The organism is Balneatrix alpica DSM 16621 (genome assembly GCF_000619885.1).
GTDB classification, from domain to species: domain Bacteria; phylum Pseudomonadota; class Gammaproteobacteria; order Pseudomonadales; family Balneatricaceae; genus Balneatrix; species Balneatrix alpica.
Genome location: NZ_JHUZ01000011.1, coordinates 447,322 through 463,915, shown reverse-complemented (window position 1 = coordinate 463,915; position 16,594 = coordinate 447,322). Strand labels below are relative to the sequence as shown.

Here is a 16,594-nt window from a genome sequence, read left to right as displayed (position 1 = left end):
GATGTCTGATGAAATGAGCGGAATAACTCTCAAGGAGGTCGTGCGCAGCTCTTTACTCAGTTGTGAGTCTGCCACTTCCCTGGCTCAGGTTGCCAGTAATATGAGCGAGCATCGTTGCAGTGCCATGGTAGTGATGGCTGAGCAGCAGGTGTTGGGCATTTTCACCGAGTACGATGCGGCCCGTTTGCCTTTGGCACACTTGGACCTGCAGCAGCCCATCAGCCGTTTTATGAGCAGTCCGGTGGTCACTCTGAAGGCAAGTGCCAGCCTGCGTGAGGCCGGGCAGTTGATGCAGCGTGAGCAATTGCGTCACCTGGTCGTGGTCGATGAGCAGGGGCAGCCTCTGGGCATCTGTACTCTAACGGATTTGATTCGCCATCAAGGCGTCGAGCATTTCCTAACCCTGCGCGAAGTGCGTACGGCACTGCGTAAAGCCCCTCTGTGGGGTGAGCCCCAGCGTTGCTTGGCCGATTATCGTGAGGCTTGGTTAAGTCAGGGCAGTGATGCCATGTTGGTGCGTCTGGCACAGGAGCAGATCGGTATTTTGACCGAACGTGATTGTGTACGGGCCCTGGCGCAAGGCAAGTTACAGCAGCCATTGGCTAGCTTGGTTACGCCCCTACAGCATCGGGTGAAAGCGGAAACCTCTCTGGTGGCCGCGCGGAATCTGATGGAGAGTCTCGGTATCCGCCATCTTGGGGTAGAGGATGAACAAGGCTTACTGTTAGGACTGCTTTCCTATGCCGACATCCTCGCCAGTATTGAATATGAATATGTCACACGCTTGCAGCAGGCCTTGGATGAGCGTGATCAGGCGCTGCGTCAGTCGCTGGATAACCTGCGCTTAGCGCAAAAAGTGATAGAGGTATCGCTGGATGCGATTCTGATTACCGATGCTAAGGGCATTATCATTTCAGTTAATCCACGCTTTACGGAACTGACGGGCTATTCCGCCGATGAAGCCCTGGGACAGACTCCCAACATCCTCAGCTCTGGTCAGCACTCCAAAGCATTCTACGAAAACATGTGGGCCACGATTGATGAGCAGGGTTTCTGGCAAGGGGAAATTTGGAATAAGCGCAAGAGCGGCGAAATTTATCCGGAGTGGTTGAGTATCACTGCAATCTATGATGAACAGGGCAAGGTGCGTCAATATGCCGCCATCTTCAGTGATATATCGGATCGCAAAGCCTCTGAAGAACGAATTAAACGTCTTGCTTACTTTGATGAACTGACTGGCCTGGCTAATCGTCGTTTATTCCAGGATCGCCTGCAGATGGCGATTGCCAATGCCCATCGTCATCAGCACCAGTTGGCGTTGTTGTTTCTCGATTTGGATATGTTTAAGCGTATCAATGACAGCCTGGGCCATAGCATTGGCGATAAGGTACTGCAGATCGTTGCCAAGCGTCTGAAGGTGAGTCTGCGTGAAGGGGATACGGCGGCGCGTCTGGGGGGAGATGAGTTCACCATTCTGGTGCCGGAGCTCAATCACATTGATGAGGCGGTGGGCTTGGCCAAGCGTATCCTTAAGGTATTGGAGGCACCGGTGCAGATCGGTGGGCGTGACCTCTACGTTTCCTCCAGTATCGGCATCGCCTGTTATCCCCAGGATGGAGACAGCTCGGAGCGTCTGCTGAAAGCGGCGGATGTAGCCATGTACAAATCCAAAGAGCGTGGGCGTAACGCTTACAGTCTCTACAAGGCGGAGCTGGAGGCAAACAATCACGCCAAGATGAGTTTGGAAGGGGCCCTACGTAAGGCATTGAATAAACATCACTTTCAGCTTTATTACCAGCCACGTACTGCGCTGGCGACCGGGGAGTTAACCGGGTTTGAGGCGCTGGTGCGCTGGCCCTCGGCAGAAGGCATGCGCTCGCCTGCCAGCTTTTTGCCCTTGGCGGATGAGTTAGGCTTGATGCCGCAGCTGTCCCATTGGGTGATGGACGAGGTGTGTCGCCAACAGCGTCAGTGGTTGGAGCAGGGCTATAAAATTGTGCCGGTGGCGATCAACCTCTCAGTGCAGGATCTGCGTAACCGAGGTCTGGCGTTGCAGTTGCGGCGGGTTATGGAGCAGCACGGTATTCCGGCCCGTTGGTTGGAGCTGGAGATCACCGAGGAAAGCTTTATCCCCGCCGAGGCGGATCATCTACTCAAGGTGCTTTCTGGGCTGCGTGAGCAAGGGCACTCCATTGCCATTGATGACTTCGGTACCGGCTATTCCTGTCTCAGTTATCTCAAGCGTTTGCCGGTGGATGCCTTGAAGATTGATGCCAGTTTTATTCGCGGTATCCCGTTGGATGGCGATGATATTCAGTTAACCAGCACAATTATCAGTCTTGCCCATGGCTTGGGCCTGAATGTGATCGCAGAGGGGGTGGAAACCCATGATCAACGTGACTTTCTGCTACAGGAGGCCTGTGATGAGGCCCAGGGTTTTTGGTTTGCCAAACCCATGCCGCATAACGAAGCGGAAAAGTGGTTGGCGCCAGCCAGCGTGATTAGCGGAGGACCCCGTTCGCGGCCCCATACCAAGCTGGAAATACCCGGTTAATCGTCCCAGCACAGGCTCAGTTGTTGCCAGGTTGCACTGCCGTCCTGGTCTTGGGCTAAACGCACTCCAACGCCAATCAGGCGCACAGGCCGTTCCCCTCGTTGCCAGGCGGCTTCTAACAGGGCGCCATAGTCGGCATCGGGCCGGCCTAACTGGCGTTCCACCGTCGTTTGTTGAAAGTCAGCAAATTTCAATTTAACCAGATGGCCACTAATGCGTGGGCGTTCCTGACGCCGTGCCAGGCGTTGCTCCAGCTCGGCAATCAGGGCGGGCAGGGCTGCCTGGCAGGCAGCTAAATCCGGTAAGTCCACCGCATAGGTGTGCTCAACGCTCAGGCTTAAACGGGTGTGGGCTGTTTCCAGTGGGCGCTCATCCCGGCCATGACTATAACGGTGCAGGTGCTCTGCCAGGCGTGGCCCCAGTTGTTCCTGCAGGCGCGTTAGTCCCCAGGCCTGTACATCACGGCAGTAAAACAAGCCCAGGCGATGCAGTTTTTCGGCGGTGACTTTGCCCACCCCCCAGATTTTTTCCACCGGTAAGGCGGCAACAAATGCTTCCACCTGATCGGGACGGATCACCATGATGCCGTCGGGTTTGTGCCAATCGCTGGCCACTTTGGCGAGAAACTTATTCGGTGCGACCCCCGCTGAGACGGTAATTCCCAGTTCTTCGCGCACCCGTTGTCTGACTTCTTCGGCTATCAGGGTGGCGCTGCCCTGGTGCAGGTGGCTGCCGCTGACATCAATAAAGGCTTCATCCAGAGACAGGGGTTCAATCTGTTCGCTGTAGTCTTCCAGAATGCGACGAAAGCCCTGGCTGGTTTCACGATACTTGGCCATGTTGCCGGGGATCAGCAGTAGGTCAGGGCAGAGTTTTAAGGCATGGGCACTGGCCATAGCAGAGCGCACGCCAAAGCGCCGGGCGGGATAGTTACAGGTGGCAATCACCCCGCGTCGGCCTGGGTCACCGCCAATGGCCAGCGGAATATCGCGCCAGGCCGGGTTGTCACGCATTTCAACTGCGGCAAAAAAACAGTCGCAGTCAAAGTGAATGATTTTACGCTGGGGCTGATCGCTCATAAGCAAAATAACTGGATAAGAATCCAGTTATTTTGCGAGCCTGGCGGATAACCTGCAAGTGCTGATTTAAACGATGAGGGGCAGGCTGTCTTGCCAGGCCTGGAGCAGGTCGGCGGGCAGGGCATTACGGCTGGCTGGGTGCAGATCAAACAAGCGGAAGTCATGCTGCTTGCCACTTAGCGGACAGGTAAACGCCAAGTGGGCGGAGTACAGTTGTAAGCCACCTGGCCAGGCATTGTCTTGGCCGTAGCGCGGGTCTCCCATTAAGGGATGGCCAATGCCCGCCAGATGACGACGAATCTGGTGCTGCCGACCTGAATGTAATCGCACCGCCAGCCAGCTGTGCTGTTGATCCTGTTGCAGGGTAAAGACTTCGGTCAGGCTGGGTTTGCCATCTAGTTTTGCATCCAATTGCAACCAGTGCGGCGTCTGCAGAAGTCCTTTGACCCAGGCTAAATAGCCTTTGCTGAGTTGCTGTTGTTGAAACAGGGTGGAGAGGTGTTTGGCCGCTAGCTTGTCATGGGCTAAGAGCATTAACCCCTGGGCTTCCCGATCGAGACGGTGGATCAGCCACAGTGGCTGTTGTCGTTGTAGCTCGGCTTGACGCAGCAGGCTGCAATGGTCGCCCCACTGGCTGCCCTGGGCTAACAGGCCAGCCGGTTTATACCACAGGCTGTAATGACGGTTATGGTAGAGGCATTGCGGCTGGGGGGGCTCACGCTCCAGCAAGGCAGGATCATAATACAGGCTCAAGACGCTGCCTTTGTGGGGCTTGCTGGTGGCACGGCGCAGGCGCTGCTCTGGCTTGCCTGGTGCTTTCAACCAAACGGCACCCTTGATCATCGCATCTTTTATGCGTCCCTTGGGCAGGCCGCTGGCCTGTGCTAACAGGTCGACGGCAGTGTGTTGGTTATCTGCAATATCCAAGCGCAATTGGAGGGTTTGAGACTTCATGACTGACCTTGTCAGGAAACGACAGAAGGCGCATAGTACGCGATTTTTAGCAGGGGCCCAAATGCCCATGAGCCAGTCATCAGCCCTCAGTTTGCATCACCCTCAGGTCGAGGTGATCCGCAGTGCCCGTCGGCGTAAAACGTTGGCCCTGCGGGTAAAGGATGGACGGGTACAGGTGCTGGCGCCGGTGTTTGTTGCCGATGCTGAAATCGAACGCTTATTACAATCACGCCAAGCTTGGCTACAGCAGCGCCTGGCGAGCCCCAGCATGGAGTTGGCCCCGGCCCAGGGGTTGCCCAGGCAATTACACTGGTTTGCTGAACCCTATACCCTCGCCTGGCGTCCAGAGCCCCAACCACAGTGGCAGCCGGGCTATTTGTTATTACCCCTGCAATGGCGGAGTTGGCAGGCGTTATTGCCCTGGTTGTCGACCCAAGCGCATCAAGGTTTAAACAAACGGGTGCAGTATTGGGCAGGGCAGATGGCTCAGCAGCCACAGCGCGTGGAGGTTAAGGCCTATCGCAGTCGCTTTGGTTGTTGCACCCGTGACGGTATTATTCGTTTACATTGGGGCTTGGCCCTGGCCCCTTTGCCGGTCTGTGATTATGTAGTTATCCATGAACTGGCTCATTTGACCCACTTTCATCATCAACCCAGTTTTTGGCAGAGGGTAGCCACCTTTTGCCCGGATTGGGCCGAACATCGTCGCTGGTTGCGCCAACATGCGCAGCAGCTCTGGTTAACTGGCCGTCCCTCGGCTAAGGAGCTTTAAATGGCTAATCTGCCCCGCCTGCAAGGCGTTACCCCGGAAGGGGAAGTAATTGAACTCACCCTGACTGAACTTCATGTGCACTGGCCGCAGGGGCTGCCCTTGACCATCAACTTTGAGGCACTGGATGAAGGCAAGTCTCAGTTGGCGCTGATGGTGAATGACGGCGCAGACGAGGATGAAGATCCCAGTCACTTTGGTCAGCTGCTGGTTCGTCCAGGAGCCTGTAACCTGGTGGAAATCGAAGTGGAGACACAGGAAGCCGGCCCTGAGCATGATCACGACCATGATCATGCGGAAGGCAGCGGCTGCTGTTAAGTACGAGTGAGACAAGAGCCTGTGCCAAGCCTTAAGCAACGTCAGGCTCTTGTCGGTTAGGGATCAGGTAAGAGCCACTGCCACTGGGGTTTGGCCTGCTGCACGTGGGGAACGGCCTGGGCAGCGACACCGTAAACCTGACCGAGCCAGTCCGCCTCCGCCAATTGCGCGGCCTGACCGGTAAAGACTGGTGTGCCCTGTTGCAGTAACAGCAACTGATCGGCATATAGGGCGGCCAGATTGATATCGTGGATAATGCAGACCACCGCCAAACCTCGTTGACACAGACGCCGCAGCAATTGCAATACCTGATGCTGATAGCGCAAATCCAGTGCCGCCAGGGGTTCATCCAGTAGCAGCACCTTGCCAGTTAAATCCTCTGTACCCTGTGGAAAGCGATGTAACAGTTGTGCCAACACGCGCGCCAGCTGTACCCGTTGTTGCTCGCCGCCGGACAGAGAAGGGTAGGATTGCTGAAACCAGTTTTCGCCGTCGACCAGTGCCAGATAATGGCGCAATAGCACCTCATCCACCTTAATCTCCGGCCAGGGGCTGAAGCCCAGTTGCACCACCTGCCAGACTCGTAACGGAAAGGCTAACAACGGCTGTTGGCTGAGTACCGCTCGTTGCCGTGCCAGGGCTGCCAGTGACCAGTCCGCCAGGGGGCGTTGCTGCAAATAGACCTGACCCTGGCTGGGGCTGAGTTGGCCACTCAGTACCTTGAGCAGGGTAGATTTACCGGCGCCATTAGGGCCCAGCAGCATCTGTAATTGGCCAGCAGCCAACTGATAATCCTCCAGTTGCAACAGCTGGCGTGTGCCAACCTCCACCCTTATTTGACCAGCCTGCAAAATGATATCCGAGGTCTTCATCCTACTGATCCTTAAACTGGCGCAGCAGTAACCAGAGGAAGAAGGGGCCGCCGAGCAAGCTGGTAAGCAGGCCAACAGGTAGCTCCTGAGGGCTGAGCAGGGTACGGGCCAGGGTATCGGCCAGTAGTAACAACACGGCTCCCAACAGTGCTGAGCTGGGTAATAGCAGGCGATGATCCGCACCCCAGGCCAGACGGGCCAGATGCGGAACCATCAAGCCAATAAAACCAATCAGACCACTACAGGCCACGCAAACCCCGACACAGGCAGCACAGAGCCATACCAGGCGGCGTTTGGCGCGTTCACTATCCAGGCCCAGCAAGCGGGCCTCCTGTTCCCCCAGGAGCAACAGGTTGAGGGCATGACTTTGCCGCTGCAGCAGCCAGCAGCAGGGTAGCAACAGGCTGGCGGCAACCCCCACGACCGGCCATAGGCTACCGCCTAGACTGCCCATCGCCCAAAAGGTCAGGGTGCGCAGTTGCTGATCATCGCTGAGGTAGGTTAAGAAGCCGGTGGCTGAACCAACCAATGCGTTGATGGCAATCCCGGCCAGCAGCAGTTGGGCCACTGAGATCCAGTTGTGTTGTCGGGCTAATTTGAAGATTAACCAGCAACAGAGCAAGCCTCCACCAAAAGCGGCCAGGCTCATGGCGTAGAAGCTTAACCAGCTGCCCAAGTCCGGTAAGAGGACGATCACCGCCGCCGCCCCCAGCGCCGCCCCACTGGCGACACCCAGTAAACCAGGGTCTGCCAGAGGATTGCGAAACAGCCCCTGCATGGCGGCCCCACTGATCGCCAGAGCGGCACCGATTAATAGTGCCATCAGGATGCGTGGTAAGCGGATGTGCAATAACACCTGCCAGTGCAGTGGTTGCCAGCCTTCACTGCTGAGCTGCTGCCAAGGCAACTGGAAGGCGCCGAGGCCCAAGGCTAGCAAGAGGGTCAGGAGTAAGGTGAGTCCCAGCTTGGGCCAGGGACGGGCCGAGGTGAGGTAACCCTGCATGCGACTAGCCTCCAAACCAGGCTTGCAGCTGACTACGCAGGTGTAACGCCGCCTCTGCCGTGCGTGGCCCCATGCCTAACACCAGTAGCGCATCCATACTGAGGATACGCTGTTGCTGTCCTGCCGGCGTGAGGGCCATGCCAGGCTGGGCGAGCAGGGCGGCCTCACCACCGCTTTGTGCCAGACCCTGTTGACTGACCAGAATCACATCGGGGGCGGCTTGGACCAAGGCTTCCGGCGTCAGGGGTTTGTAGCCATTGATATCAGCCATGGCATTGAGTGCACCGCTGAGATGAATCAGCTCATCGACTGCCGTTTGCCGTCCCGCCACCATCGGGCTGCCATTGCCATGCTGGAGGATAAACAGCAGTTTAGGGGGGCGATGCCATTGGGGGGGCAGTTGCAGCGTCTGCAGTTGTTCACTGATCTGCTGCTGTAGCGCCAGTCCTTGCTGTTCTCTGCCGGTCAGGACGGCCAAGCGTTCAATACGGCTTAGCAAGCCCTCCGGGGTGGGTGGCGTGTCGATCACCTCTACCCTGACTCCTGCGGCGCGGAGCTGCGCCAGGACGGTGGCAGGACCTGCTTCGCCACTGGCCAGCACCAGTTCGGGATGGAGGGAAAGAATGCCTTCCACCGCCAGTGCTCGTTGATAGCCGACCTTGGGCAGCGCTTCGGCCGCCGCCGGGTAATAGCTGCTGGTGTCGGTGCCGACTAACTGTTCGCCAGCGCCGAGGGCGTAGAGAATTTCAGTCAGGGTACCACCAATACTGAGCAGCCGTGGTTGGGCCTGGGCCAGCGGGCTTAAGGCCAGCGTGCATGCCAGCAGCAGGTTAAGCAGAATACGCATCACCAGCCTCGATCCTTAAGCCGCCAGACTGGCGCTGAGTTCAGCCACCAGACTCTGCCAGAGCAACAGCTCCGGTTGTCCCGGTTTGCGTTTGCCAAACAGCGTGAGAACGGACTCACCTTGCTGATTAAACACCTCAATCGAAGTGATGGGGCCATCACTGGAAGGGCGGCGCACAATCCAAGCCTGTGCCAAGCCACTGAGATTGATGTGCAGGTTGAAGGCTTCATCCAGCACGTTATACCAGGGGCCGGTGGCGGCCAGATGCTGCACCGGGCCGGTGTGGATTTGAATGCAGCCACGATTGCCGACAAACACCATGATTTCACACTGTTGATCACGGGCTCGTTGCAGAATCTGTGCAATGGCCTCGATGGGCAGGGGTTGGGCCAGATCCTCCCCCACCAGACGTAGTGCTTGCTGCCGGCCACACTTATGCTTGCGCAGCATGGCGTGATAGTCATGTACATCCTGCAGGGCCAACCAGTCCTGGCGCAGTGCGGCCACGGTGATCTGTTCATCGGCCAGATCAGGTTGCTGTGGGTAGGGGGTAAAGTGCAGTGGCGCGGGGGAAGGTTCGATAAACTGCTCCAGCAAGGCCTGGTAGGCCTGCTGATCAGACTCCTCCAGCAGATAAATTTTGTGCACTGCCACCCCGGCTCGATCGAAGAATTGCAGGCTGTGACGACCCTGTTCGCTGACGGCAAAAGCGCAATACCAATGATTCATAAACAGACGTAAGTCGATGTCAGGGTTGAGCGCCAGCCCCATTGGGCCCTGGAAACTGAGATTGCTGTATAGACCTTTGCGCTCATGCACGACCTCGTTATTACGGGTCAAGGCCATCACCCGCCCTAGCTTTTCAATGGCTTGCAGGATGGCTGCAGGTTCGGCGACCAGGCGTTCAATGCTGTCCTGACCACGGCGACACTCGAGTAATTCCGCCTCGCTGATACCCAGGTGTTGGGCGGCTTCACGGGCACGTAGTTTGGGTTGGGACTGCTGCAGTTGCTGCCAGGCAGAGTAAAGGTCGGTATAGGCGTTCATATATGGCTTCCTACAAACTTACCATTGATAGGTGGCTTTCAGGTTCAGGCTGCGGCCACTGCCTTTGCTGCCGGCATAGGCGGCGCTGTAGTCTTCATCGAAGAGGTTGTCGATGCTGGCATTGAGGCGCAGTTGTTGGCTGGGTCGAATCTCGTAATAGAGATCATGCAGGTCATAGGCCGCCCGCTGCTCACTGGCACTGTTCACTTTTAAGTGGGCTTTGGCACGCTTGAAGCGCCAGCCGAGTTGCTGCTCATCCCCTAGCTTCCAGGCTAAGTCAGAGACCCAGGTGGTGGGCGTCAGGCGACCCAGATAAGCCCCTGTAGCGCTATCGCGGCCATTGATGCGGCTATAGCTCAGCCGGTAGGTTAGCCAGGCATTCTGATAGTTGAGCTGGGCATCATTACCCCAGAGTTTGGCATTGGCGACGTTGACTGCCTGGGTGGTGCCGCAGCAGCTGGGGAAGAAGCTCATATTGACCTTGGAGTCGATGAAGTCTTCACTGCGGGTATCGAAGCGACTGATTTTGAAGGTCAGTTGATCCTCAGCGCTGAACACGCTGGCAAAGTCGAGGCCGAAGCCATATTCCAGGGTGCGGTTTGTTTCCGGGCGTAGGTTGGGATTGGGAATAAAGCGGTTGGCCCCCATGCGAGGAATCTCGAAGTGGGTGCCGGTTTGATAGGTTTCCGAGATGGTCGGAGCCCGGAAGGCTTCAGCATAGCTGGCAAAGCCGAGCAGCCAGGGTTGCGGTTGCCATGACAGAGCGAGCTTAGGGGAGACCTGATTGCGGTCTTGGTTAAGCCCTTGGCTGTTGTCGGAATGGAAGTCGTCATAACGCAGGGAGGGAATCAGTTGCCACTGTCCCCAACCACTGTCCCAGTTCAGCTCATTTTGCAGGTAAGCGGAGTAGAAACGTGCTTCAGCATCGGGGATGCCATCGGCCACATTGCGGCGGCTGTGTTGGCCATCCTGCTCTTCGCTCGACCATTCCAGGCCATAACTCCACAGCTGGGTGAGGCTGCCATGCTCGAAGCGGCTCTGGTTATCCAACGCCAGACCCCAGGTTTGGAGTTCACGTTGAATGCGATCACCACTTTGATTCAGCGCAGAACTGGTGCTTTGTAGACTTTCATCCAGGTCAATCAGGTTGTGGTAGAGGCGTACCTGCCAGTCGAGCCAATGGTTATCGCTGGCTTGATCCGCATAGCTGAGTTGGCTGGTATGGCTTTGAATGGTTTTATCTGAGCGGTCGCTGGCGGTGCTGCTCTGCCCATTACGGGGCTCCAGGGCCTTGGCGTGATAGGCCAGGTGGCTGAGTTGCAAGCGACGATCCGGATTGACTTGCCAACCCAGTTTGAACAGGCCTGAGGCGATATCATCATCTGCCGCCAAGTGATTGCCATCTCCAAGGCGAATGGACTCATTGCTTTTTAGACTGAGGCTGGCCAGGTAATCCCACTGTTGCTGTTGGCCATAGAGCGCCAGGTTGCTGCCCTTTTCATGGCGATCACTACGTCCTCCAATACTGAAATAACCACCATGCTCTTGATCGGCGGCAAGCAGATCCCGGCCATCCTTAGTACTGAAGGCAATCACCCCACCCAGGCCGCCACTGCCATAGAGGGCTGAGTGCGGACCACGTACCACCTCGACCCGTTGAATCAGTTGGGGATCTAAGTAGAAACCACTGCCGTGACCGGCTTCAAACTTCTGGCGCACACCATCCACCAGGATGAGCAGGCCATCTTCCTCATAACCGCGCAGGCTGAAGGTTTGACTGTTGCGTCGGGCTGAACCGCCACTTTCCAGACCGGCGATGCCCTGCAGGAGTTCAGCTGGGCTACTAGCCAGGGTGTGGGCGGCATCATCGGCATCGATTAAATCCACCATGGCGGGGGTGTGGAAGCTACTGCTAGGGTTACGGGTAGCGGTGACTGTAACCGCTTTGAGTTGCTCAGCGGCTTGGGCAGCTAAGGTGGTCAGCATAGCGGAAGCTAGCAGGCTAAGTGGAAACAAGCGCATTGTCCCAGAACTCCATAGGGGTTGCGGGGCCTTGCTTGCTACCTGGACACTGAAGGGGTGGTCTGGGGGGCTGGCTGGCCAGATTGGCTAAATCAGGCAGTTAAAATTAACTTGCCGTTGGAGGTTATCCTCAGTTTGTACTCGCGTTGGTTATGCACGATTACCAGCTCTTTGCCAGGGGCCAGCAGCTCTTGGCTCGCAATGCGCTCAGCGTTGATGGTGAGCTGGCGGCGGGAGCTGGTGGAGGGGGTGATGTTGGTCATGATGGCGGAGCTGTCTTGCTGAAACTTAATGATAATCATAATCATTAATTGATTTAAGTCAACGCCATTCCGCCAAGGTTTAGCCAGGCCATGGTTTATAAGCTTAATTGGAAAGCGGCAGGCTGATTTGATTCAGGGGTTCAATATGCAGTGCCAGCTCAATACGGTTGCGGCCCAGAGCTTTGGCTTTGTACAACGCCATATCAGCATTTTGTAACGCCTGATCCAGATCCATATTGTCTTGAATCGTCGTAATACCAATGCTGGCGGTGATACGGGGTAGCTCAAGGCGTTGCAAACTGGCAAGTTTGGCCTGCAGCAGTTTGCCCAGGTTTTCTGCTTCGTGCAGGCCCATATCTTCGGCAAGCAATAGAAACTCCTCCCCGCCCCAGCGGAAGCACTTCACATTCTTGCGACTTAATTGACTGCGGAGAATACGGCCGACATGGCGCAGCACCCGGTCGCCTAATTGATGGCCATAGGTATCGTTAAACTGCTTAAAGTGGTCAAGATCAAACAGCATCAGAATACTGGGCTTCATTTCTTCCCGGGGCGAGCTTTGTCTTTGTTGCCAATACTGTTCCATGTGGCGGCGGTTATAGAGGCCAGTGAGGGCATCCGTGTGGGACTGTTCAACCAAACGTTTGTTGGCATCACGCAAGGCTTGGGTGCGCTCTTCCACCATGCTTTCCAGGGTTTCATTAAGGTGGCGTTGGGCTAATAAGACTTGGCGTTGATTACGCTGATCTTGCTGGAGTACGGAGCGGATATGAATGCTTTGTGCCAGGGTGAGCAACCCCAGTGCGCTAATAAAACTGACCGGTAGGGTCCAGTCGAGCTGTAGCTGTATGTCGGCGCTAAAAAGTAATAAATGTAGGCAGAGTCCGGCTAGTAGCACTGCCCAGGCTCCGAGCAGAGGGCAGGCAGCCGGATGCTGTTGTCTTAACATGCGAATGCTGAGGTAAACCAGGAGCGCGAGGTTGCCAAGCCATAGGGTAATCCCCAGGGCAAGACCGTATGGAAACAGCGATGTGGGTAATAATGCCAGCAGCAAGGAAGCAAGTTGCAAGCCACTAGCCAACTGCAAACGTTTCTGCCAAGCGTGGGCCTGACCTTGTCCTTGGAGCGCTTGAGCAAACAGATTAAAGCAAAAGCGGTTCAGGCCTATTAAAGCAAGTGTGATGCAACCCCAGTTGAGTAAGTAGTGATTAAAGCGGGGTAGCCAGTCGGCATAGCGTGGTGAGTCCAGTAGAAAGGCTAGGGTGGTGGCGATTAAGAGGGTGCCATAGAGAAAGTTTGCCTGACGGGTGAGTAACCAGCCCCCTAGGCTATAACAGGCCATTAACAGTAGCGCCCCTAGATAAAGTCCTAGGCTGAATAACGCATTGCCATGTTGTTTGATCATCGGCTGAGGCATTAGCACATTGATCAATGGGCTGCGCTTGATCGACTGCATATGCAGCAGCACCTGTAACTGGCCATTGGCCTCAAAGGGGAGGCTGAGTTGTGTACTGGGACTCTGCTGACCACTGCTATGGCTTTGTACCAGGCGTATTAACTGATCATTATGATCAAGCAGATACATTTCTAGGGCGCCGGGACGGCCTTCAATGTCCAGAGTAGCTAAGACTGGTTGCGGATAGGGATTGCTGAGGCTCAGGGCTAGCCAGAGTTCCCCCTCCTGGGGAAGTTCTGTTTGCCAGGGCTGAAATTGGCCGGCTTGCCAGAGTGCAAAGGCCTCTTGCCAGCTTAAGCTTTGTTTTTGCGGCAGTATTTGGCTGTAGGGGTGTAAGACACTGCTTTGTTCTGGCAGCACTAAACTTCCTGGTGTATGGGTGCTGGCCCAGGCAGACACGACCAAACACAAGCTAAACAGCAGTAAGGTGCGTAACACTTTCGTCATCTGACTTACCTGTGATCTATCGGGCCTTCCTGGCCCGGTTCGCTGCAAACAAGATACTGCTGAACCTAGGTTTCACTTTGTAGTGGAAATTAATCGCTCAAGCAATCAAAGGCTAAGGGAAAGTGTAGCAGCCTCACAGAGATAGGCTCGATAGGGCGCTTGGGTGCTGGAGCCCAGAATCCCATCCTGAGTTGGAGGTTAGTCTGATCATCAATAATCTATTGGATCATTACTACCAAGAGCACAGTGCAATGGGCTTTCATGCGAGCCGAGGCTGGATTGGTGTACCGGAGCCCGGACGTGATGTGCGTTTGACGATGGCGTACCAGTTTTAGGATCAATTAGATTTCCCTTCTAACCGACCCAGCATGACTCGCACCATGCTGGGTTATTCTTTTTCCACCCTCAAGCAGGAAAGGGAGGAAAAGTCCTGCGGGGGGAAGGTGGTGAATATTGTATGCGATTGTTGCCTTGGCTAGGCTGGCAGAGCCATGTTTGGCGACCTGTCATTCCCTGAATTTGCCTTAGCCAAGAGGTTGTTATGCCTAATCCTGCTGCTCGTCTGGCTGCCCTTCGTACCTGGATGCAACAACAAGGTCTGGATGCCTGGTACCAGCCCAGCGCTGATCCCCATGATGGTGAATATGTCCCTGCGCACTGGCAGGGGAGAGCCTGGTTATCCGGTTTTGATGGCTCGGCAGGAACCCTGGTGGTGACGGCACAACAGGCCGGCTTGTGGACTGATGGGCGTTACTATATTCAGGCTGAACAGCAGCTACAGGGCTCCGGTATCCAGCTCTTTCGTCAAGTCGATCCAGGGGTGCCGAGCCCTAGCGAATGGTTGGCCACAACCTTGGCAGCCGGAGCCACATTGGGCTTTGAGCCTGATTGTTTAAGTCTGGCCCAGGCACGTCAGTTCACTCAGGCAGGACTCACCCTTGCCCCCCAGGCTAACGGCCTGGACGCCATCTGGAGTGAACGTCCGCCGTTGCCGATGGCCCCTGCCTATTTACATCAACAGGGGGAGGAAGCGGAGCCTGCACATCATCGTCTGCAGCGTTTATATCAAGCGGTACAAGCGCAGGGAGCGGATCATCATATTATTGCCAGCCTGGATGATATCGGTTGGGCACTGAACCTACGTGGTCAGGATGTGCCCTATCATCCCCTGGCTTTAGCGTATTTACTGCTGACACCTACCCACACTGTACTCTTTATCGATTTGACGAAGCTGAATCACAGACTGCAGCAGCATTTGCAGGCCGCGGGAGTGCAAGTATTGGCTTACCAGCAGGTGTATACGGAGCTGGCACAGTTGCCTGCAGAGGCGCGGATACTGTTGGACCCGCAACGGATTCATATGGGTTTGGTCACTGCCTTGCCCGGCTCGGTGCACTGGGTTGAGGGAGCGCAGCCTTCAACCGCGCTGAAAGCGATTAAGCATCCCCGCGAGCTTGCTCACTGGCAACAGGCCATGCGTTATGACGGTATTGCGATGGTGCGCTTGATGCGCTGGTTGGAGCAGGCCGTTCCCCAGGGAGAGGCGACTGAATTGAGTGTGGAGGAGGAGCTGCAACGTCTGCGTGCCAGTCAGCCTGGTTATCACCTTGATAGCTTCCGCACTATTGCCGGTTTTGGGCCCCATGGTGCGATGATGCATTACGGCGCTACCCCGGCGAGTAACCAGCGAATTCAGGCTGAGAGCTTCTTCCTGCTTGATTCGGGTGGCCAATATGAACAGGGCACGACGGATATCACCCGTACTTTCAACTTTGGCCCCTTATCGCAGCAACAACGGTTGGATTACACCCTGACGTTGCAGGGTTTGATTCGTCTGTCCAAGGCGCACTTTAAAGCAGGCACCCGGGGTACCCAATTGGATGTGTTGGCACGAGCCGCACTGTGGCAGCAAGGTATCGACTATGCCTGTGGCACTGGCCATGGCGTGGGCTTTTTTATGAATGTTCATGAAGGCCCCCATAGCCTGAGTCAGCGTTGGATTGATGTTGCTCTGCAGCCGGGGATGGTGGTGACGATTGAGCCAGGGGTGTACCGCTCAGGGGAATATGGCATTCGTATTGAAAATCTGATGCAGGTGGTACCAGCAGAGCGTACCGAATTTGGCCAGTTTTATCGGTTCGAGCCCCTTACCTTGGCACCGATTAATCTGGCACCGCTGTTACCGGGTTACTTGAGCGTGGATGAGCTGGCTTGGCTGAATGCTTATCACCAGCGAGTGTACGCTGAGTTGTCACCCTACTTGCAGGCAGAAGAGCAAGCATGGTTGGCCCAGGCTTGTCAGCCCTGGTCAAATGAGTGATTAGCTTTTCGCTATTAAGCTATTTGGCTTAATCAATTTCTATCCTGACATGGGTTTTTTCATACTAAGCCTCAGCAGTGTTTGAGTCTGAGTGGAGGAAAAACCCATGCACCTGTTCCGTTACTCTGATTGGTTACAGGGCCAGTCTGGTCGTCGACAAGACGCTCAACCCTTGTTTTCTCCGTCCACTATGACCAGTATTGACAGAGATCGGCAACAGAAGAGCGCAGCGATGGCCCTACGCAAAAGCCTATGGATACTGTTAGGTAGTCTGAGTTTAGTGCTCGGGGTAATCGGGATTATCCTGCCGGGTTTGCCTGGTACCCTGTTTGTCCTCTTTGCCGCCTGGTGTTTCGCTAAGGGCAGTGAGCGCTGCTATCAGGCATTGCTTCAGCATCCCTGGACGGGGCCTAGCATTCAAAGCTGGCAGCAGTATCGGGCCATGCCCCGCAAAGCCAAAAAGCTGGCCTATCTGATGCTCGCCCTGGGGTGGTTGGTGGGCCTGTGGATGTTGCCAAACATCTGGGCCTGTCTGGCTTATAGCCTAGTGCTGATGGGGGTCAGTGGTTACCTGGCCAGCATTCCGTTGTTGGAGGAGGTGCAGCAGCATCGCACCCCTCAACCTAGCCTGTAACGAGCGCGA

General features: G+C 55.8%; 14 protein-coding genes. 5 read left to right on the top strand and 9 right to left on the bottom strand.

The window, feature by feature from the left end; genetic code table 11:
- Positions 1 to 13: 13 nt before the first annotated feature.
- The gene (locus Q334_RS18230; protein ID WP_162157418.1) at positions 14 to 2,554 is read left to right on the top strand and encodes an EAL domain-containing protein; all 2,541 of its coding nucleotides are present in this window, start codon (positions 14 to 16) and stop codon (positions 2,552 to 2,554) included.
- Here the strand turns inward: Q334_RS18230 and dinB are convergent.
- Positions 2,551 to 3,633 carry a DNA polymerase IV gene (dinB, locus tag Q334_RS0106145; RefSeq protein WP_035460881.1) on the bottom strand — a complete coding sequence of 361 codons (1,083 nt, stop codon included), beginning with the start codon at positions 3,631 to 3,633 and terminating at the stop codon, positions 2,551 to 2,553. The two genes, Q334_RS18230 and dinB, sit on opposite strands and share 4 nt — an antisense overlap.
- Positions 3,634 to 3,699: 66 nt before the next feature.
- Complete coding sequence (locus Q334_RS18225; RefSeq protein WP_081414356.1) at positions 3,700 to 4,587, bottom strand: RluA family pseudouridine synthase; 888 nt, start codon at positions 4,585 to 4,587, stop codon at positions 3,700 to 3,702.
- Between the two features lie 67 nt (positions 4,588 to 4,654).
- Between Q334_RS18225 and Q334_RS19880 the strand changes: the two genes are divergently transcribed.
- Complete coding sequence (locus Q334_RS19880; protein WP_162157417.1) at positions 4,655 to 5,359, top strand: M48 family metallopeptidase; 705 nt, start codon at positions 4,655 to 4,657, stop codon at positions 5,357 to 5,359.
- Complete coding sequence (locus tag Q334_RS18215) at positions 5,360 to 5,674, top strand: hypothetical protein (RefSeq protein ID WP_035460879.1); 315 nt, start codon at positions 5,360 to 5,362, stop codon at positions 5,672 to 5,674.
- Positions 5,675 to 5,730: 56 nt separating this feature from the next.
- On the opposite strand, the gene Q334_RS0106125 is transcribed toward Q334_RS18215, so the two are convergent.
- The 7 genes from Q334_RS0106125 to Q334_RS0106095 all read right to left on the bottom strand — a co-directional run bounded on the left by Q334_RS0106125 (position 5,731) and on the right by Q334_RS0106095 (position 13,631).
- Positions 5,731 to 6,546, bottom strand: a complete 816-nt coding sequence (locus Q334_RS0106125; protein ID WP_035460878.1) for a heme ABC transporter ATP-binding protein — start codon at positions 6,544 to 6,546, stop codon at positions 5,731 to 5,733.
- A 1-nt stretch (position 6,547) separates the two neighbouring features.
- A complete protein-coding gene (locus Q334_RS0106120; RefSeq protein WP_027312436.1) occupies positions 6,548 to 7,549 on the bottom strand; it encodes a FecCD family ABC transporter permease in 1,002 nt (333 codons plus the stop codon).
- Between the two features lie 4 nt (positions 7,550 to 7,553).
- Positions 7,554 to 8,396: a heme/hemin ABC transporter substrate-binding protein gene (locus tag Q334_RS18210; RefSeq protein ID WP_051527562.1), complete on the bottom strand. Its 843-nt coding sequence runs from the start codon at positions 8,394 to 8,396 to the stop codon at positions 7,554 to 7,556.
- 15 nt (positions 8,397 to 8,411) lie between these two features.
- On the bottom strand, positions 8,412 to 9,443 hold the full coding sequence (locus Q334_RS0106110; RefSeq protein WP_027312435.1) for a hemin-degrading factor: 1,032 nt from the start codon (positions 9,441 to 9,443) through the stop codon (positions 8,412 to 8,414).
- 18 nt (positions 9,444 to 9,461) lie between these two features.
- Positions 9,462 to 11,429, bottom strand: a complete 1,968-nt coding sequence (locus Q334_RS0106105) for a TonB-dependent hemoglobin/transferrin/lactoferrin family receptor (RefSeq protein ID WP_211249497.1) — start codon at positions 11,427 to 11,429, stop codon at positions 9,462 to 9,464.
- A gap of 128 nt (positions 11,430 to 11,557) precedes the next feature.
- Positions 11,558 to 11,767 (bottom strand): hemin uptake protein HemP, encoded by a 210-nt coding sequence (gene hemP / locus Q334_RS18205; protein ID WP_245593663.1) that lies wholly within the window; start codon positions 11,765 to 11,767, stop codon positions 11,558 to 11,560.
- A gap of 64 nt (positions 11,768 to 11,831) precedes the next feature.
- Positions 11,832 to 13,631, bottom strand: a complete 1,800-nt coding sequence (locus Q334_RS0106095) for a GGDEF domain-containing protein (protein WP_027312433.1) — start codon at positions 13,629 to 13,631, stop codon at positions 11,832 to 11,834.
- A gap of 541 nt (positions 13,632 to 14,172) precedes the next feature.
- Between Q334_RS0106095 and Q334_RS0106085 the strand changes: the two genes are divergently transcribed.
- Both Q334_RS0106085 and Q334_RS18200 read left to right on the top strand, forming a co-directional pair.
- Positions 14,173 to 15,951, top strand: a complete 1,779-nt coding sequence (locus Q334_RS0106085) for an aminopeptidase P family protein (protein WP_027312432.1) — start codon at positions 14,173 to 14,175, stop codon at positions 15,949 to 15,951.
- 106 nt (positions 15,952 to 16,057) lie between these two features.
- Positions 16,058 to 16,585, top strand: coding sequence for a YbaN family protein (locus tag Q334_RS18200; RefSeq protein ID WP_051527561.1), 528 nt, complete (start codon positions 16,058 to 16,060; stop codon positions 16,583 to 16,585).
- Positions 16,586 to 16,594 lie beyond the last annotated feature (9 nt).